The sequence below is a fragment of the Nitrospira sp. SG-bin1 genome (assembly GCA_002083365.1).
In the GTDB taxonomy this organism is placed as follows: Bacteria; Nitrospirota; Nitrospiria; order Nitrospirales; family Nitrospiraceae; genus Nitrospira_D.
The window spans coordinates 268,464-286,158 of the sequence record LVWS01000033.1; the positions used below are offsets into that span (position 1 = coordinate 268,464).

Below are 17,695 nucleotides of genomic sequence, written 5' to 3' on the forward strand. Positions count from 1 at the left end.
AGCGTATAGTCGATGGCTTGACGGCAAGGCGAAGGTGACAAATGCGTGGTGTCTTCGAGCCATCAGCTATCAGCCATCAGTTCTGGTCCATGGCATCGCCCTTGCTCAAATTCCCACGGGAGGATCGTTCATGGACAAGGATAGTGATCTCTTCAAGTCCATCCTGGTTCCCGTGGATTTCTCCCCTTGTTCAAATGAAGCATTCCGCGTTGCCTGTCAGGTCGCACGGCTGTGCGGGGCGGTGCTGCTCGTGCTGCACGTGATCGATATCAGCGCCCTGGCCGCCTTCCATCGATTGGGATTGCTGGCCGTTCCGTCCGATGCCGCCCCGCAACGGCGGCGCTTGCGCCATCATGCCCGTCTCAACATAAGGCAGTTGTTGGAGTCGAAAGTCGCCGCACAGGTAAAGATCACACGCCTGATCGTGGAAGGGGCTCCCTTCGTCGAGATCGCCAAAGTCGCGCGCACGGGGAGTATCGATCTGGTCGTGATGGGAAGCTATGGTGGCCGGTCCGGCAGCGTGGACAAAATTTTCTTCGGCAGCACGGCGGAAAAAGTCGTTCGCACCGCGGGGTGTCCCGTACTGACCGTGCCGCTTGCCACATCCGCCGGACAACGGAACACGACAGGCTGACGAACAGGAGGGAGGACATCATGACGATGGGAGAATATCGGGCGCGGTGGCGGAGCGTGGGATTGATGGTAGCCATGGCATCCGTGGCATGCTTGGCGTTGTTGTATGGCGCCGTCCTTTTGGCGCAATCCGAACAGGTGGTGGAGGTGACGATCAAGGATTTTCGGTTTGTGACGAAGCAGAGTCCGTTGCGTCTGGGGTTTCCCACCGTCATCAAGGTACGGAACGAGGATGGGGAGCGACATGATTTCAGCTCCACCATGTTCGAGGGTATTCCGACACAGATTGAAAAAGAAGGCGTGGTGGTGTACGGCCGTGGCGTGGGGGGCGTCTTTCTCGATCCGAAACGGGAGGCCACGATACGATTCGATATGACGCGTCCAGGTCGGCATGTCTTTCGGTGTTCCATTCACCCGACGATGAGCGGGGAATTGCTTCTGTTGAGCGCGGAGGCGGTGTGAGTGCATCGGCAGGGGAGCGAAGGATCCTGTTTGCGACCGACGGCTCGTCAGGGTCGGCGAGGGCCGAAGCCTATGCCTGCGCGTTGGCCCGGTCATGGGGAGCCTCGCTGACGGTGATGAGCGTGCTGGAATTTCCTCCGGGGATGGATCCGAACTACGCGGTCAATCGGCAGTACCTGGATGGCTTGATGACGGAAGCCACGGAGAAATTGACGGATCTGAAGGCGCGGGCGGTCTCCCAGGGGATTTCCACGCAATCACGGATCGCAACAGGAATCCCGAGCGAGGAAGTGTTGGCCGTCGCGCGTGACCAAGAGACCGATTTGATCGTGGTTGGAACGAGAGGGAAGACCGGTCTCGAGCACATCTTGCTGGGCAGCACGGCTGAGCGAATCATTCGCCTGGCTCCTTGTCCCGTGTTGACGGTTCCCATGGGAAAGCCGCGCGCAGACGGAGGCTCGAACATCGAGAAGCCGGAACCGGCACTGGAGCGAATGCTCGTGCCGATCGATTTTTCAGACTGTTCGGTCGATGCCGTGGAGTATGGCGCGTTGATCGCACGACGATCGAACGCCTCCCTGACACTTCTTCACGTCTTGGAGCCGGTATCGTACGGACTCGATTTTACACTCGCTCATATGGCCGAGCGGGAATCGGGCAAAACGGCCATCAGGAAGCGGTTATCGGATTTCGTCTCCGCGCTCGGCTCCGTCGGTCTCGTAGCCGATTCTCTGATGGCCGGTGGGCTGCCGGCCGATTCCATTCTTGATGCGGCCAGAACACGGTCCGTGGGTATGATCGTCATGGGAACTCATGGCCGCCGCGGCGTGTCTCATCTGTTGTTCGGCAGCGTCGCGGAGTCCGTCCTTCGGAGATCTTCCTGTCCTGTTCTCACCGTCCGGAGTCCGAAGTTTCCGTCAGGCCATCGTCGTGTCCTCTCGGAACACTCGATGCCGACCAACGTTTAACCCAGGAGCGAGTTATGGGAACACGCAGGCCCACAAGCAAGAAAGCAACGAGTCGGCGCGCCTCCGCACCGGCCCGAGCCGACAAACCCATCGCATTGCCGGACGGAATGTGGGAGCGGATCTCGCGGAAAGCATACGAGCTTTGGGAACAGCGAGGCCGCCAGGAGGGCAACGCGCTTCGAGATTGGCTCGACGCGGAAGAAATCGTCATGGAAGAAATCCATGAAGCCCGCGAATGACCGGGCGGCGGGATTTTGGACTCCACGACCTCCGTCCCTGGACGGCGTGCTGTCGCGGCTGGAGAGTCTGTCCCGCAGACCGGAATTCGGATTGCAACGTGAGTTGGCACAGGCTCGCGCGCTCAAGCCGTATTTGGAAGGGGGCGCGGGACGGCTGGTCACGCCCCTTGAACAGGAAATCGAGCTGGCGAATCTCTACCTGTTCTGCGACTACTATCCGGATGACGGACAACTCACGCTCATCGAACAGCTGAGAGATGTCATCACCGAACACATTCCCGAAGAAGAGCGGCAGTGGCTCGATCCTCTGAAGCATTCCTATTTCGATGTCCTCAAGCCGATTTCTCCGCCACAATCTGGTCGCGATCTCACCCTTCAATCACTGGCCGATGGAACGAGGACGGTCTTCCCTTGGGGAGAATTCGTGAAGGATCTTGCGGCGGACCGTCCGTTGCTGACAAGGGTCATACATGATCCGAACACCCCCCTGGAATCCGGCAAGGCCGTATGGGCCGGCTGTGGCGTGACAGTGACACAAGCCGATGCGGAGGCCTTACTCACGATCACATCGGAATGGCGCCGCGAAATGGAGATCACGACCGGATCCTTCGCCCTGGGGGAATGGAGGGAGTTTGCCAAGCGATACGGCTACATGATTCTCTGGGCCTTTGCCCAACTGCGGCTGGATGCGCTGGTGGAAGCCGTCGTCCATATCGGATATCGCAATCCCGACGGGCAGCCCTATCTCTATGCGGTGGCCCTGTACGACCACCACGAGCCTCGATTCTTCGCCCAAGTCTTGTCCGAGATGAACGAATTTCAAACGGAGAAGCCTGGTGCGGATGACAAGCGGGGTGCGGCGGGGGATTCGCCCATGGTCCAGCACTGGGTCCAGCGGGAGGACGGTCGGCTTGTCGCCCGACTCACGCTCACCGCGTTTCAGCTCATCGTCGAATGCGACAGCCCGCCGCGGTTGGACCAGATCAAGCATCGACTCGCGGCCTCGTTGGGATTTTCCCTCCATTTCCGCGGCGAGACGGTGGTACCGCCGGCCCGGCAGCTCTCCGTGGCCGAACTCATGTCCGACGAGCCTCCGACGGTGGTCGTGACGCCGGAGGAAGACCGGACGCTCCTCAACCAGTTCCTGGAGAAAGTCTACTTGGAGTGGTCGGACCAGCCGCACCTTGCGCTCGGTGGCCAAACGCCTCGGCACGCGGCTGCGACTTCGACGTTGCGGGCGAAGGTCGGTGATCTGATCGACGACATGGAACGGCATGATCCGGGCCGCCGGCGGTCAGGGAAACCGGCCTTCGGTTATAATCGACTCCGCGCCCATGTGGGCTTGGACGAACTGCCAGAGTAGTTCGAGCGGCACCGCTTGCCTCTTGACGAGATCGAGTATACAACCATGCCCCAGATGATGGAGGAATCGGAGTGCTCCCGGGTGATCGCCCAACAGATAGGCCGATGACGGCGGAGCGTCCAATCGTCGGAATTCTCGTCGGCGGCGGACCGGCCCCCGGCATCAATAGTGTGATCAGCGCCGCCACGATCCGCAGTCTTCTCGGAGGGTCGGACGTGCTGGGGCTTATCGATGGGTTCAAATGGCTCATGGACGGGGGGACGGGACAGGTCCGGCCGCTCTCGATCGAAGACGTGAGCCGCATCCATTTCCGCGGCGGTTCCCATTTGGGTACGTCCCGCGCGAATCCGACCAGAAGCGCAGAGTCCCTCGACAACGTGTTGTGTGCCCTGTCGCGACTCGGTGTCACGCGCTTGATGACGATCGGCGGCGACGATACCGCGTTCTCCGCGATGACGTTGGAGGAACGGGCCGGCGGCAGACTACAAGTCGTGCACGTTCCCAAGACGATCGACAACGATCTGGATCTGCCTCATGGCATTCCGACGTTCGGGTTTCAAACGGCCCGGCACGTCGGTGTCGAAATCGTGAAAAACCTCATGGTAGACGCCCGGACCACCTCACACTGGTATCTGGTCGTGACCATGGGACGCAAAGCCGGCCACCTTGCCTTGGGGATAGGGAAGGCGGCGGGGGCGACGGTGACGATTATTCCGGAAGAGTTTCGGGAGCGCCCGATCAGACTGCAACGGGTCGTCGATCTCTTGATCGGGGCCATGGTGAAGCGGTTGGATCACGGCCGAGCCGACGGGGTTGCGGTGCTGGCCGAAGGACTGATCGAAATTCTCGACCCGCGTGATCTTGCCGGGATGGAGCAGGTGGAGCGAGATGAACACGGCCATTTGCGAATGAACGATGTGGATATCGGTGAGATGGTGCGACGTGAAGTGATGAAACAGCTTCACCGGATGGGGCTTTCCGCCAGCGTGGTGGCGAAAAATGTCGGGTATGAGCTTCGTTGCGCCGACCCCATTCCATACGACATCGAATACACGCGTGATCTCGGCTATTGCGCCGCGCAACATCTGCTCGACGGCGGGACTTCGGCCATGGTCTCGATTCAAAACGGACGGTTCACTCCGATTCCGTTCGAGCAGATGGTGGATTCCTCGACGGGACGGACCAGGGTGAGGATGGTGGATGTCGAATCTCAGTCTTATCAAATCGCCCGGCAATACATGATTCGGCTGACCGAGGGGGATTTGCAAAATCAGGATGCGTCGGGCCGGTATGCCGCCTTGGCAAACTTGTCCATCGAAGCGTTTCGAGAACGGTTCGGCGCGGTCCTCTGAATATGAACAGCGGGGATGCATTCGCAGAATAAAAGGATATCTGACATGAAGATTCTTGTGGCGACCGATGGATCGAAGTATGGGAAGTGGGCGATCGAGTGGTTGGCAGAGATGCCGTTTGCCGTCCGACCCGTGGTGCGTGTGCTCCATGTTATCGACGTGGCCAGCGTTCGGGCCCCCTTCATGATCCAGCCGGTGATCGTCGGAACTGAACGGTACATCCAGTCCGAGGTCAAGCGGATGGAGACGGCGGCGAAGTCCACAAAAAAAGAAGCGGAGGAACTGTTGTCCACACTGGGCTTGGGCGGAACCGTGACGACCGACCAAGGCGGCGTGGCGGGCACGATCATGAAGCACGCGCAACGCGGTGTCGGACTGCTGTCGATCGGATCCCGAGGCTTGGATGCCCTGGACCGATTCATGCTGGGCAGCATTTCGACCCATGCCATCCACCATGCCCCTTGCTCGGTCCTGGTGGTGAAGGAACGCCCCCGTCCCGTCCGTCATATCGTCCTGGCGATCGATGGGTCGTCGGCTTCGGACAAGGCGGTCAAGTTTCTGATGCGCCATGTCAATCCGACCCCCGACGGTCCGGATCGCGAACCGGTTCTGGTCACCGTGACGCACGCGGTCCCTTATTTTAAGTATCCCGAAGTGAAGGAAAGCGGGAAAACGCTGGTGCAGCGCTATGGAGATAAGCTCGCGAAATCCGGCTTCCAAGTCCGTGAAGCCCTGCGGCTGGGGAAGCCGGCGGACGAAATCCTGACGGTGGCTAAACTGGACAAGGCGGACTTGATTGTGACCGGAGCGAAGGGGATGGGCGCCCTCCGCCGTGTGCTGCTCGGCAGCGTCTCGTCCCGCGTGGTGCAGCATGCCCACTGCGGAGTACTCGTGGTGCGGTGATGATCATCTTAAGTAGGGGATGGCCAGTGGCTCGCGGAACCGCTTGACGGGAAGGAGGAGCGCGCAATAGACTACCGCCCTCCCCTGGTAACAATTAGGAGAGGGAACTATGACAGCACTCACGAAGATCGATCAAGACTCGCTCCCCGATCGTTTGGTGACGGGACTCTCAAAAATCGGCTTGGCGATGAAGAGCCGTGCATGGAGACGGAAGGGACGGCAGGGGATCGGTCCTTTGCAAATTCAAGTGCTGACCTTTCTCCGATCTCGACCGAATCACTCGGCTACCGTCTCGACGATCGCCCGCGAACTCTCGGTGAAGCTGCCCACCGCTTCCGAAGTCATCCGAACGCTCGAGCAGAAACGCTTGGTCCGCCGGCGTCGTCGGGAACTCGACAACCGTGTCGTGACCGTGCACCTTACCTCGCTTGGAGCTAAGGCAGGTCATGTGGAAAATCGATGGCCGGAGATCTTGGCGTCCGCGACCGAGAATTTGTCGATGCAAGAGCAGGTCGCCCTTCTGACGGCGCTCGTGAAACTGATTCGCGCGCTTCAATTGCAGGGAGAAATTCCTGTGGCGCGCATGTGCGTCTCGTGCGAGCACTTCCGCCCGCATGCCTATGCGGAATCGGATCAACCGCATCACTGTGATTTCTATAATGCCGCGTTCGGAGATCAGGCATTCCGCCTCGATTGTCCGGAGTATGTGGAAGGTCCGGCGGACGGTTCGAGCAACAAAGCCGATGGGCACAAAGCTCCGAGCCTGGGCCAACCCCCCGAACTTACCGCCGGCTGACCGTTGACAGGGACAGTCCTTGTGACCGGTGCATGGCTCAGTCCGACTTGCGACTGGTGTAGAGTGGTCCGTCCGCCTCGATCTGCCTCATGAGGTCGTCCAAAGCCGCTTGTAACGCCTGTTGGATAGGATCACGGTCCGAAGCCGTGACCCACCGTGCCGATGATCCCACCGCCGTCTGTTCGGTACGATAGGACTTAATCAGGTCGGCGGCTTCGCTCATGTCCGCTCGTAACAGTATGCGGTAATGGTAACGATTTTGTCGGGACGTCAGCGACAGCTTCGTGGCCACATCCATGGTCAAGTCTGCCGGATCGGGCGACACTGAAACGAAGGTGCCTCGTTGTTGCAGATATCTGAGGATCGCCTGAGTCAAGTCCAGCTGTGACCATTCCAACAAGGCAATGCCGGGCCGATGGTCCGGACCCTCCATTGAAATGGGTCCGATGACCGCCTGAACGGTTCTCGGGATGGTCAGGGACGGCGCGTTTGGGTGCAGCGGCGCCATCTGAATACGATGAACACAGCCCGCGCATGCGACCCATATGGCCAGCAGGAAGATCTTGAACGGCATCGAGCGGGTCATCGGCACGTAAAAGATGGGCGCGGCGGTTCCGCCCGCCTGGTTCGGATTTGCGCGATCAGTGAGTCGAGCCGGGAACGGGCTCCGACACGATCTCCAAGTCCTTCAACGCTCGGGCGGCCTGTTCCCGGTAAGGGCGTTCCGTCGGTTCCAGGTAGGTCTCGATCACGCGTTGATAGGAAGCACGGGCTCTCTCCGGCTGCTGCTTGATGGCGAAATATTGTCCCAATGCAATCCAGTTCTGAGCGGCCGTTCCTCGCGCCGTTTTCATCAGCGCGAACTCCCGCTCGACCTGCGACGTTCCCTGCGCCTGCCCCTGCTTCCTGACGGTGTCCGCCATCTGGTCCGCCATGGCTTCGATTTGTTCGTTCTCGTGAACCGCCGCCGCGACTCGATTGGCTTTGAGGTGCGTGTAGAAGTTCTCGACGTGGTCTTTCATGACATCCGCTCGACGCTGATAGGGGTCCTGTGCGCAGCCGGATAGAAAGAGGATGAACAACGAGACGACTCCGGCGGTTCGGTAGAGGAAGTGGCGAAAAGTGGTCTTCACATGAGTCCTCGAGGATAAAGGTTTTCCTCCATCTCAGCCGTGGAAGTCTAGCATATCCCCGGCCGTACAAACATCAGCTCGCTTGTCGGGCACTCTCGACGACCGCTTCCGATAACGGTCGGTCCTGCGGTCGCGAATCCCCTTGAACCTCCGGCGACGGCTGCGCTATCTTAGTGCCCGGTTTACCAACGGCGAAAATCTTCGCGAGGGTAAGGGTGGGCCTTCGAACAACGAGGAGGATGACATGGGTAAGAGCTTAAAAGGGACGAAGAGTCACGACAATCTGAAACATGCGTTTGCAGGGGAATCACAGGCGAACCGACGGTATCTGTATTTCGCGCGGCGGGCCGATATTGAAGGTTATCCGGACGTCGGCGGGCTTTTCCGGGACACCTCGGAAGCTGAAACGGGTCATGCCTTCGGCCACCTGGACTTTTTGAAAGAGGTGGGCGATCCGGCCACGGGTGTGCCGATGGGGAACACCGACGCCAATCTCAAGTCCGCCATCGAGGGCGAAACGTACGAATATACTCAGATGTATCCCGGAATGGCCAAGACCGCGCGGGACGAAGGGTTTCCTGAGTTGGCTGAGTGGTTTGAGACCTTGGCGAAGGCCGAACGGTCCCATGCCAATCGGTTTCAAAAGGGATTGGATACTCTGAAGAGCTAACGACACGCATCAGCTCACGTTCAGCGGTCAGTTTTCGGCGACGTGGCGAGGATCCGTCGGCGAGGGCTGGCCGCTGATTGTTTTCCGAAGAGACGAATCATGAAGGGCATCAGCCTGATTTCGCCCATCGACGCCAAGCAGCTGGATAAAGAAACCCTGCGGATCTACGAGGTCTGCGACGGTTGCCGGCGCTGTTTCAATCTGTGCCCTTCATTCAACACGTTGCTGGATCGAATCGACGGGTACGAGGGTGATGTCGCGAAGCTCACTCCGGCCGACCATCATCGAGTCGTCGACGAATGCTACTACTGCAAGCTCTGTTTCAATCATTGTCCCTATACGCCGCCCCATCACTACGAAATCGACTTTCCGCACCTGATGGTCGCCTGGAAGAAGCGCCTTGCGGCGGAGCGGGGGGTTCGATGGCGCGATCGCCTGTTGATCATGACCGATGCGATCGGAAGACTGGGCAGTGCCACCGCCTCCATCACGAACCGTTTGTTGGGGAATCGGCTCGTGCGCATCCTCTTGGAACGAGTCATGGGGATTCATCGGGACCGCCGGCTCCTGCATTTTTCCCGAGAGACCTTTCCCCGTTGGTTCGGCCGTCGAGCCAAGGCGACCATGGCCGATCCGCCTGTCCGCAAAGTCGCCTTGTTTGCCAGTTGCCTTGTGAACTATCAGGCCACGGATGTCGGCAAGGCGACGGTGCAGGTGTTGGAGAAGAACGGAGTCCAAGTGGTGGTACCCGAGCAGCGCTGTTGCGGGATGCCCAGTTTCGATATCGGGGATACCCGGGCGATTCAAGAGGCGGCTCGGAGCAACATCGCGTCATTGCACCGGTGGGTGCTGCAAGGTTACGATGTGGTGGTACCGGCCGTCAGTTGCAGCTTGATGTTGAAACGGGAGTATCCCGAGCTCCAACGTGATGAGCAGACGAAACAGGTGGCGGAGCGGACCTTCGATGTCTGTGAATATCTGATGGCGATGAAGAAAAGCGGTCATTTGACGACCGATTTCACGATGAAGCCGGGGCGAGTCGCGTACCAGATTCCCTGTCATCTCCGCGACCAGAACATCGGATTCAAGTCCAAGGAACTCATGGAGTGCGCCGGGGCACAGGTCGAGCTGATCGAACAATGTTCCGGGCATGACGGGTCGTGGTCCGCGAAGACGGAATTTTTTCCGCTGTCGATGAAAATCGCGGGGAAGGCGGTACGCGCCATTGAGTCCCGGCCGGCCGATCTCGTCGCGTCGGATTGCCCTCTCGCGGGATTGCAGTTGGATCAGGCCGGCGCGGCGGCTCACGCGGGAGGAACAAGCGTGCAACATCCGATCCAGATCGTCCGCGATGCCTATGGACTTCCCAGTTCGGAGTGAAGGGAAGCGTCGGCGTTGATGCCGGGCGAAGGAGAAGGCAGGAGGCAATCGGTGAAGGCGATCGCGTCGGAAGAGGTCATTCCTCATGAGGAGTATGAACGGCAGCGCGAAGCCTTTCGAGCGAAGATTATCGCGCTGAAGCAGCGGCGGCGCATTTCGGTCGGTCCCTGTCTCACCATGGTGTTCGAGAATCGCGAGACGGTACGGTTCCAGGTTCAGGAGATGATCCGCGTCGAACGGATCTTCGACCCGGCCAAGGTTCAGGATGAGTTGAATGTGTACAATGCGCTTCTTCCGGGGCCGGGGGAGTTGAGCGCGACGCTGTTGATCGAGATCACGGAGGACGCGAGGATCAAGGAACGGCTCGATCAGTTCATGGGACTGGATCACGGAGACAAGGTGGCCATTGTCGCCGATGGAGAAGAAGCCTTCGGTGAATTCGAAGGCGGCCGAAGCCACGAAACCAAGATCAGCGCGGTCCATTTCGTCAAGTTTCGGCCGACGGCCTCGATGAAAAGGACCTTTGCGGACCTGACACGGCCGGTTACAATTCGAGTACACCATGGCGACTACCGCGAAGAGGTCCAGGTGCCCGGCAGCATGAGAGAAGAATGGCTGGCCGACTTGAAATGAAGTGGTAGTTTTGTTGTTCCATTCTTCGTCATATCCGAGCCGCGTTGAAACCAAAAACTCACGGCTGACGATTCAACACCATGCCTCCTGTTTTACTGACGAAACGTATCGAATTCGCCGCCGCGCATCGCTATGCCCGGCCGGAATGGGATGACGCGAAGAACCGGGCTGTATTCGGCCGTTGCTACAACTCTCCGGCGCACGGGCATAATTATCTGCTTGAAGTGACCGTGTCCGGCGAAATCGATCCGAAGACCGGCATGGTCGTCAATCTGTTCGACCTCAAGCGGGTGCTCCTCGACGTGATCGAAGAATTCGATCACAAGAACCTCAACCTGGACATGCCCTACTTCAAGGACCGGATTCCCACCTCGGAAAATTTCGCGCACGTGCTGTGGACGAAGTTGGCTGTCCCGCGGGATATCGGGGCTCTCCACACCCTTCGACTCTGCGAGGACGAAGATCTTTATGCTGAGGTCACCGCCGCCGACCTTCCGGATGCCGCCGCCGTGACCAGGCGCTACACCTTCAATGCGGCCCGGGACAATCAGCAGGGGCGAGACTGGGATTGCTTTGTGACGGTACGCGGGAGGATCGACCCCGTGACCGGCATGGTCACCGATATCGGAGCCTTGGATCGACTGGTGGAGGACCGTGTTGTTAAGAAATTCGATCAGCAGGATCTGTCGCTCGGTCTGAATCGCCAGGCTGCGACAGGTGAAGCTTTGGCTCAAGACATTTGGCAGGAACTTTCCTCCCGCCTCGCTCAAGGAACCTTAACCAACGTCCGATTGGTTCCCTCCCGCGATCTGGCCTACGACTACGCGGGCTAAGTGGACGGCTTCCCTGAATCAGGCTGTCGTCAAAAGGACATCATCACACTCGCCCTGATAACGGGGCATAGTTCAACGATAGACCTCGCGCCGATGTCCGATCTTCACGACCTCAACAAGATGGGCGACATCGTCGATGCCGTAGACAATGCGATAGTCACCCTGACGAATGCGATAACGCTCGGGTTCGCCTGAGAGCTTTTCGCATCCCGATGGCCGAGGCTGTTGGGCCAAGCCTCGAATGCGGTCGACGACCCGCTTGAGGTCAGCTGAAGGTACTGCCTTCAGCTCTTTCTCGGCGGATCGCTTAACGACGATCCTATAAGGTTCCGTCACGCTTCAATTCCTCGAGAACCTTCTCGAACGAGCGCGACGGCTCTTTCGCACGGCGCTCAAATGCTTCCAGATCCACGGCATCCTCTCGAAGAGATTCCAGCACGGCGGCATTGACCAAGTCTGATACGGACCGGTCTGTGGTGGCGGCTTTGACCTTGAGGGCTCGATAGATTTTGGGCTTCAAGTAGATTGTCGTGCGGGTGTCCGATGGCATGACGCTCTCCTTCATATATGACTGTGGCATTATAGCATCATGACGTTAGGATGCCACTCACCTCCTCACCATGCCCTGTCTCTTCACATGTCTGTGACGAGAATCTTTTGCCTCATCCTGAGCTTGTCGAAGGGTGGAGTTTCTTTCCCTTCGGTAGCATTGGTTTCTTCCGGGAAAAACGCGTAAGGCGGGGGAACCGGGCTTTATGACGGAAAGGGCTAGTTTACGATTTACGACTTCGTGAAGGCGCACCACCACTTCAGTGATCCTGATGGGATGGACAGATGGCTCTGGCTCGATCGGCTCGCCAAATGCAACGGATCATCGATGCTGAGAATAGCGACCTCTTCGACGTGCTGGCCCATGTAGCCTATGCCCTAGTTCCACTCACGCGCGAGGAGCGGGCGGCTAGAGCCAAACCAGAGATCAGTGCTCATTTCAATCGTAAACAGCAGGCCTTTCTGGATTTTGTTCTCGCTCAATACGTCCAAGTGGGAGTGGAAGAACTCGCCCAAGAGAAACTGTCACCGTTGCTTAAGCTCAAGTATCGCAACGCCATCGCCGATGCCGTAGCGATCTCGGTCAGCCTGAAGGGATTGGGAAGGTTTTTGTAGGGTTTCAGAAGTATCTCTATCAACTGCAGTTTCAAAGGGGCGTGTCATTACGCTGTTCCACCTCTCTGGAGTTCGTTCCTCCGGACATGTTACACAAGAGTCATGAGTGCGAACGGCTCGTTGTTCATCGGTATCGTGGGATCGCTCCTGTTTCTGATCAGTGTCTTCGCGTTCAGCCAGCGAAATTGGAAAGGCGGTTTCGTGTGGCTGCTGATCGGCGCGGGGTTGATCGCGCTCTTGACCTATCTCGACAAGCCTTCATCCAACCTGCTGCCCTGATGTCTTCACGGTTGAGCCCAAACGGCTGTGACTACTGTTTCCCCTTGTGAAGGGACTCGGCTTTTGATGCGGCTCCGCTCTTGGCATTGAGCGGAGTGAAGCGGGCGGCGTACGCCTCTCGTTCCGGTAGCTTCATGAAGACAATGATTCCGGTATCGGGTTGTATCGTGAATGAACCGGTGCCTTTCAAGATGTTGTCACCGGACGGTTCCAACTCCACCTGAGTCGTGTCTTTCTCGAACCCGTGCTGGATGGTGGCCTTGGCCCTTGCTCCACCGGTGGCGATGGCCTTGTCCGAATGATCCATCACATACAGCAGCAGCTCCCCGTCCTTGGCGACCAGCTCCAGATGATAAGGTCCCGCGGCAAGCGATTGCCCTCCGTGAAAAGCCTTCACGGGTTCTGAGTGCTTCGCCGAATGGGCTCCGGCCGGCACCGCACCGAGCAGCGTTGCGCAGAGAGCCACGTTCCGCAGCCGATGTGTCATGATCGATCCTCCTAGAAAGCCGGCTCCATAATGAACTCGATCATCAATGCTTCGGGGGATGATGATGGTGGTGAGGTCCGGCATCGTCAGCATGAGACGGGGCTTTCGCCCCCGGTTCGCCCTTGGGCTTCAACGGGGTAAAGCGGGCGGCATAGCCGTCTTGATTCGGCAGTTTCATGAACACGACCACCACGGTACCGGGGGTCAGCAAAAAGGTGCCGGATCCCTTGAGGATGTTGTTTCCGACGGGGTGCAAGTTGACCTGTGTCCGCGTGGCTCCGTTTTCGACGTTGGCTTTGGCCAGGCCGCCGTCGACGCTGATGGGGTTGTCGGCGTGGTCCGTGACGTAGACGGTCAGGTCTCCATCCTTGGTCACCAACTCCAGATGAAACGGACCCGTCATGCGCAGTTGCCCGCCATGAGGCGCCTCGACTGACTCGAAATATTCGTCCGTGTGGGCGCCGGCCGGCATCGACAGGGTCAGGGTCATGCCGAATACCAATGCGGCAATGGTCTTGTTCATGCTCCGCTCACCTCCTGGCTCATTGACCGCACCACGCTGCTGTCGGTCCGGCGGTCGTGGATGTCTCTTGAGTGCAACACTCACGATGCGGCATCGGTGCTACTTGAGTAAGTAATCTGAAATGAGTGCGGCGAGTTCGGCCGGCTCGACGACTCCTTCACGAGCGAGCAGTAATTTACCATGCGCGAAGAAGTGGGTGGTGGGGTATGTTTCGAACGTATGGGTCTTCTTGATTTCACGACAACGCCCCGGCACATGCATCTTGGCCTTGCCGATCTTGATCCCGGGGAATTTTGCGGCGGTCGTTTCAAGAATGGGATCGTACGCCATGCAAGGCTCGCAGGTGGCCAAGCCGTACGCAACGATCGCGCCGGCGCTCTCGGTGAATTCCTTGTAGTTGGCGTCGCTGACGTCTTCGACGATTCCGCTCATAACGGGTGCTGAGAACCAGTGCTGAGAACTGAGGGTCGGAGCCCCCAGTTCTCAGTCCTCGTGCTCCGTCCTGTATCGTTAGTTCAGCTTCGAGAGCGCGGAGAGGATTTCCTTGTCCTCACGCGCGGTCTTGATCTCCTGCACCTTCACGTAGGCGACCTTCCCGTTCTTATCCACGATCACGGTCGCGCGCTTGGAACAGTTCAGCGGTTCGAAGTAGAGGCCATACTGCTTGGCGGTCGTCCGATGGACGTCGGACAAGAGGCGATGCTTCAGGTCCAGCGAATCCGCCCAAGCCTTATGCGAGAAGAAGCTGTCGCAGCTGATGCCGAACAATTCTGCGTTCGCGGACTGAAACTGGGGGAAGTCGTCGGTCAGACACTTGTTTTCACCCTGGCACACGGGGCTCCAATCCAGAGGATAGAAGCAGAGCACGACGTTCTTCTTGCCCTTGTAGTCGCTCAACTTCACGTCCTTCTGATCTTGATCCTTGAGATTGAAGTCCGGTGCTGTATCGCCCACCTTGATTTCCGGTGCTACGTCGCTCATCGCAAACCTCCTTAATTAAAACATCTGTATGGGTGATGCTGTACTGAGGTCTCGGATTGGCAGGACCCCACCCTGAACCATAAACTTGTACCCTGTGGTTTCAAAGGATGTCAACGGTCCGATAGGCCTAGCATGCGGAAGAGAATGATAACGTATTGAGTTTTCGATGGACTTAGGAGGTTTGAAGTTCTCGGAATCCCAGCATCCGTCCGGCGGGTGCGGCGGTCCGGTAATTCCGGATGCGGATCGTGCGACGCAATTGAGGAAGGTCGAGCGCCGTTCCGACTTTCGGGGACTGTCCCGCCCGCAGCAATTCGCCGGCGGACTCCGTCAACATTTCCTTCGCCGCGCTGTCGGGCAGTCCTTTCGCCATGAACACTTCCACCTCGTCCAGCCCGAATTTGCTGAGGCCGAGGGAGTAGGACCATACTCGGTCCGGTTGAGACGTATCGTCATGGACGATGGATACGTGGTCATCCAGAAGAAAACTCGTGAGCGTCCGAGGCTGCCAGTCCGTAGGATTCACGTACGCTTGTGTAATGACGTCATAGGCCGTGCCTTGTGACAAGAGGGTCAGGCAGCGGGCCAGGCGTGCGGCAAGGAGAACCGTATCCGGCATGTCGCGGGGGGAGACGATGGACGGTGCGACGGCACCCATGAGGTCATGTTCCCAGGCCAACTGCTTCATGACCTCGGCGACATGGCTCATCGGCAGCGGCATCACGACGTGGGCCGACCAAGGGCCGTGCGTCGCCTGCCAGGATTCGGTCGATCCCTCTTCATGTCGGATGGCCAAAGGAACGCCATACTCCCGTTCATACAGGAGCTTCACCTCTTCGGTAGAGGGGGCGGTGCCACGATAGCCGATGAAATAGAGAGGCGGTCGTTTGGCGGATGGCTTGGGCGACTTCTTTCGAATCCTCATTTTGCGGCTTTCTTTGCCTTGCGACGATCTTCCGGGTGCAACAGGCGCTTGCGCAAGCGCAGGTTCTGCGGGGTGACCTCCACCAACTCATCCGCCCCGATATATTCCAGCGCGAACTCCAAGGTCATTTCACGCGGAGGTGTGAGCACCAAGGCTTCGTCGGAACCGGAGGCTCGCATGTTGGTGAGGTGCTTTTCCTTGCACACGTTCACATCGAGGTCTTCATCCCGGCTGTTTTGGCCGACGACCATTCCCCGATAGACCTCGACGCCGGGTCCGATGAACATGGCGCCGCGTTCCTGGGTCATGAAGATGGCATAGCCGGTACTGACGCCGTCTTCAAACGCCACGAGCGACCCATGCGGGGCGACGATGAGATCCCGTTCTTCCGCCGGCTCATAGGCGGCAAAGACATGGTGCATAATGACGGTTCCACGCGTCTTGGCCAGCAGCACGTTCTTTAAGCCCATGATGCCCCGCGTCGGGATATGGTACTCCAAGTGCATTTCACTGGTCCCGACATCGGAGTGGATGAGCCGCATGTGCCGCATTTCACCCCGGCGCTTCCCTATTTCTTCGATCACCGTGCCTTGATAGGTCTCCGGAACCTGGATGGTCAACTCCTCGTACGGCTCCATGACGGCGCCGCCTTCCCGATGGAGAATGACTTCCGGTTGCGAGACTTGGAGTTCGTATCCTTCGCGGCGCATCTGTTCGATCAACACCGCGAGATGAAGTTCGCCTCGGCCTGCCACGAGAAAACGATCGGCGCTGTCCGTTTCACTGACGCGGAGCGACACATTGGTTTCCAGTTCCTTAAACAGGCGCTCACGTAAATGACGCGAGGTGAGGAACTTCCCTTCCCGGCCGGCGAAGGGGCTGTTATTCACGGAAAAGGTCATCTGCACGGTCGGTTCATCGATCGTCACGCGAGGGAGGGCGAGCGGGTGCTCGGCATCGGCAATGGTGTCGCCGATGCTCACCTCGTCAAGTCCCGCCACGGCGACGATTTCTCCCGCTTCGGCGCGCTCCGTATCCGTTCGTTCGAGGCCGGAGTAAACGGCCAAGTCCGAGACCTTGCCGGGGATCTGTGCCCCGTCCTTGCCGAGTACCAGCACGTTTTGCCGCCGAGCGATCGATCCCGATTGGATCTTCCCGATGCCCAACTTGCCTTTATACGAATCCTGGGCCAGGGCCAGGACTAGAATCTGAAGCGGCGCGTCGGCGTGGATGGCCGGGGCCGGAATTTTTTCCAGCACGACGTCGAGCAACGGGGCGATGGCGACGCCGGGCTTGTTGATGTCCAGCGTGGCCGTGCCTTTGATCGCCGAGGTGTAGACGATGGGAAAATCGAGTTGTTCGTCGGTGGCTCCCAGATGGACGAAGAGGTCGAACGTGCGGTTGACCACGTCGTCGATGACGGCGTCCGGCCGATCGATCTTGTTGATGACGACGATGGCCTTGTGTCCGAGCGCGAGCGCCTTGCGCAACACGAAGGTCGTCTGCGGCATCGGGCCTTCCTTGGCGTCGATCAGCAACAGCACGCCGTCGACCATGCGCAACGTCCGCTCCACTTCGCCGCCGAAATCGGCATGGCCCGGAGTGTCGACAATATTGATTTTGACCCCGTTGTAAATGACGCTGGCGTTTTTGGCTCGGATCGTGATCCCGCGTTCACGCTCCTGATCCATCGAATCCAAGATGCGCTCGCCCATATCGTCGATCTTGCGGTGGACATGGGTTTGGCGCAGCAGCGCATCGACCAGCGTGGTCTTGCCGTGATCGACGTGGGCGATGATCGCGATGTTGCGGATATCGTTCCGGCGGTCGTGAGGGGCACGTATCGTTGACATAGTCGTAGTCGTTTCCGCGGGTGACAAAAAAAAGACGCCCCGCTGCCGAGGCGTCACTCAAAGTATAACCGAAGCATCTCGTGTTCACAAGGTAGGATATTCCCTTTGATCGTGATCT

At 58.7% G+C, this 17,695-nt stretch carries 22 protein-coding genes and 1 pseudogene; 13 read left to right on the forward strand and 10 right to left on the reverse strand.

Annotation, left to right across the window (positions count from 1 at the left end; translation table 11 throughout):
* The first annotated feature begins 34 nt into the window (after positions 1 to 34).
* The 8 genes from A4E19_05695 to A4E19_05730 all read left to right on the forward strand — a co-directional run bounded on the left by A4E19_05695 (position 35) and on the right by A4E19_05730 (position 6,716).
* Complete coding sequence (locus A4E19_05695; GenBank protein OQW32846.1) at positions 35 to 634, forward strand: hypothetical protein; 600 nt, start codon at positions 35 to 37, stop codon at positions 632 to 634.
* 20 nt (positions 635 to 654) lie between these two features.
* A complete protein-coding gene (locus tag A4E19_05700) occupies positions 655 to 1,095 on the forward strand; it encodes a hypothetical protein (protein ID OQW32847.1) in 441 nt (146 codons plus the stop codon).
* Positions 1,092 to 2,063, forward strand: a complete 972-nt coding sequence (locus tag A4E19_05705; GenBank protein ID OQW32848.1) for a hypothetical protein — start codon at positions 1,092 to 1,094, stop codon at positions 2,061 to 2,063. The genes A4E19_05700 and A4E19_05705 overlap by 4 nt, the downstream gene beginning before the upstream one ends.
* A 14-nt stretch (positions 2,064 to 2,077) precedes the next feature.
* Positions 2,078 to 2,302: a hypothetical protein gene (locus A4E19_05710; GenBank protein ID OQW32849.1), complete on the forward strand. Its 225-nt coding sequence runs from the start codon at positions 2,078 to 2,080 to the stop codon at positions 2,300 to 2,302.
* Positions 2,286 to 3,665 (forward strand): hypothetical protein, encoded by a 1,380-nt coding sequence (locus A4E19_05715; GenBank protein ID OQW32850.1) that lies wholly within the window; start codon positions 2,286 to 2,288, stop codon positions 3,663 to 3,665. Before A4E19_05710 ends, A4E19_05715 begins: the two co-directional genes overlap by 17 nt.
* Positions 3,666 to 3,769: 104 nt before the next feature.
* On the forward strand, positions 3,770 to 5,017 hold the full coding sequence (locus tag A4E19_05720) for a 6-phosphofructokinase (GenBank protein ID OQW32851.1): 1,248 nt from the start codon (positions 3,770 to 3,772) through the stop codon (positions 5,015 to 5,017).
* A 45-nt stretch (positions 5,018 to 5,062) separates the two neighbouring features.
* Entirely contained in the window at positions 5,063 to 5,920 is an 858-nt protein-coding gene (locus A4E19_05725) for a hypothetical protein (GenBank protein OQW32852.1), read from the forward strand.
* Positions 5,921 to 6,029: 109 nt separating this feature from the next.
* The gene (locus A4E19_05730) at positions 6,030 to 6,716 is read left to right on the forward strand and encodes a hypothetical protein (GenBank protein OQW32853.1); all 687 of its coding nucleotides are present in this window, start codon (positions 6,030 to 6,032) and stop codon (positions 6,714 to 6,716) included.
* A gap of 37 nt (positions 6,717 to 6,753) precedes the next feature.
* Here the strand turns inward: A4E19_05730 and A4E19_05735 are convergent, their stop codons facing one another.
* Positions 6,754 to 7,290 (reverse strand): hypothetical protein, encoded by a 537-nt coding sequence (locus tag A4E19_05735; protein ID OQW32854.1) that lies wholly within the window; start codon positions 7,288 to 7,290, stop codon positions 6,754 to 6,756.
* A 67-nt stretch (positions 7,291 to 7,357) separates the two neighbouring features.
* The gene (locus A4E19_05740) at positions 7,358 to 7,849 is read right to left on the reverse strand and encodes a hypothetical protein (protein OQW32855.1); all 492 of its coding nucleotides are present in this window, start codon (positions 7,847 to 7,849) and stop codon (positions 7,358 to 7,360) included.
* Between the two features lie 244 nt (positions 7,850 to 8,093).
* Here A4E19_05740 and A4E19_05745 point away from each other — a divergent pair, with 244 nt between their 5' ends.
* The 4 genes and pseudogenes from A4E19_05745 to A4E19_05760 all read left to right on the forward strand — a co-directional run bounded on the left by A4E19_05745 (position 8,094) and on the right by A4E19_05760 (position 11,011).
* Positions 8,094 to 8,519, forward strand: a complete 426-nt coding sequence (locus tag A4E19_05745; protein ID OQW32856.1) for a rubrerythrin — start codon at positions 8,094 to 8,096, stop codon at positions 8,517 to 8,519.
* A gap of 99 nt (positions 8,520 to 8,618) precedes the next feature.
* Complete coding sequence (locus A4E19_05750; protein ID OQW32857.1) at positions 8,619 to 9,899, forward strand: hypothetical protein; 1,281 nt, start codon at positions 8,619 to 8,621, stop codon at positions 9,897 to 9,899.
* A gap of 18 nt (positions 9,900 to 9,917) precedes the next feature.
* A complete protein-coding gene (locus A4E19_05755) occupies positions 9,918 to 10,532 on the forward strand; it encodes a hypothetical protein (protein OQW32858.1) in 615 nt (204 codons plus the stop codon).
* Between the two features lie 80 nt (positions 10,533 to 10,612).
* A pseudogene (locus A4E19_05760) lies at positions 10,613 to 11,011 on the forward strand (6-pyruvoyl tetrahydropterin synthase).
* A 426-nt stretch (positions 11,012 to 11,437) separates the two neighbouring features.
* On the opposite strand, the gene A4E19_05765 reads toward A4E19_05760, so the two are convergent.
* Both A4E19_05765 and A4E19_05770 read right to left on the reverse strand, forming a co-directional pair.
* Complete coding sequence (locus tag A4E19_05765) at positions 11,438 to 11,701, reverse strand: addiction module antitoxin (GenBank protein OQW32859.1); 264 nt, start codon at positions 11,699 to 11,701, stop codon at positions 11,438 to 11,440.
* Positions 11,685 to 11,915 carry a CopG family transcriptional regulator gene (locus A4E19_05770; GenBank protein OQW32860.1) on the reverse strand — a complete coding sequence of 77 codons (231 nt, stop codon included), beginning with the start codon at positions 11,913 to 11,915 and terminating at the stop codon, positions 11,685 to 11,687. The genes A4E19_05765 and A4E19_05770 overlap by 17 nt, the downstream gene beginning before the upstream one ends.
* Before the next feature lie 284 nt (positions 11,916 to 12,199).
* Between A4E19_05770 and A4E19_05775 the strand changes: the two genes are divergently transcribed.
* Entirely contained in the window at positions 12,200 to 12,529 is a 330-nt protein-coding gene (locus A4E19_05775) for a hypothetical protein (protein ID OQW32861.1), read from the forward strand.
* A gap of 310 nt (positions 12,530 to 12,839) precedes the next feature.
* On the opposite strand, the gene A4E19_05780 is transcribed toward A4E19_05775, so the two are convergent.
* The 6 genes from A4E19_05780 to A4E19_05805 all read right to left on the reverse strand — a co-directional run bounded on the left by A4E19_05780 (position 12,840) and on the right by A4E19_05805 (position 17,577).
* Positions 12,840 to 13,295 carry a hypothetical protein gene (locus A4E19_05780; GenBank protein OQW32862.1) on the reverse strand — a complete coding sequence of 152 codons (456 nt, stop codon included), beginning with the start codon at positions 13,293 to 13,295 and terminating at the stop codon, positions 12,840 to 12,842.
* Positions 13,296 to 13,338: 43 nt separating this feature from the next.
* Positions 13,339 to 13,818 (reverse strand): hypothetical protein, encoded by a 480-nt coding sequence (locus A4E19_05785; protein ID OQW32863.1) that lies wholly within the window; start codon positions 13,816 to 13,818, stop codon positions 13,339 to 13,341.
* Positions 13,819 to 13,917: 99 nt separating this feature from the next.
* Positions 13,918 to 14,250, reverse strand: coding sequence for a hypothetical protein (locus tag A4E19_05790; protein OQW32864.1), 333 nt, complete (start codon positions 14,248 to 14,250; stop codon positions 13,918 to 13,920).
* 78 nt (positions 14,251 to 14,328) lie between these two features.
* Positions 14,329 to 14,799, reverse strand: coding sequence for a peroxiredoxin (locus A4E19_05795; GenBank protein ID OQW32865.1), 471 nt, complete (start codon positions 14,797 to 14,799; stop codon positions 14,329 to 14,331).
* A 172-nt stretch (positions 14,800 to 14,971) separates the two neighbouring features.
* Positions 14,972 to 15,724: a hypothetical protein gene (locus A4E19_05800; protein ID OQW32866.1), complete on the reverse strand. Its 753-nt coding sequence runs from the start codon at positions 15,722 to 15,724 to the stop codon at positions 14,972 to 14,974.
* Entirely contained in the window at positions 15,721 to 17,577 is a 1,857-nt protein-coding gene (locus tag A4E19_05805) for a GTP-binding protein TypA (GenBank protein ID OQW32867.1), read from the reverse strand. The genes A4E19_05800 and A4E19_05805 overlap by 4 nt, the downstream gene beginning before the upstream one ends.
* Between the last annotated feature and the right edge of the window lie 118 nt (positions 17,578 to 17,695).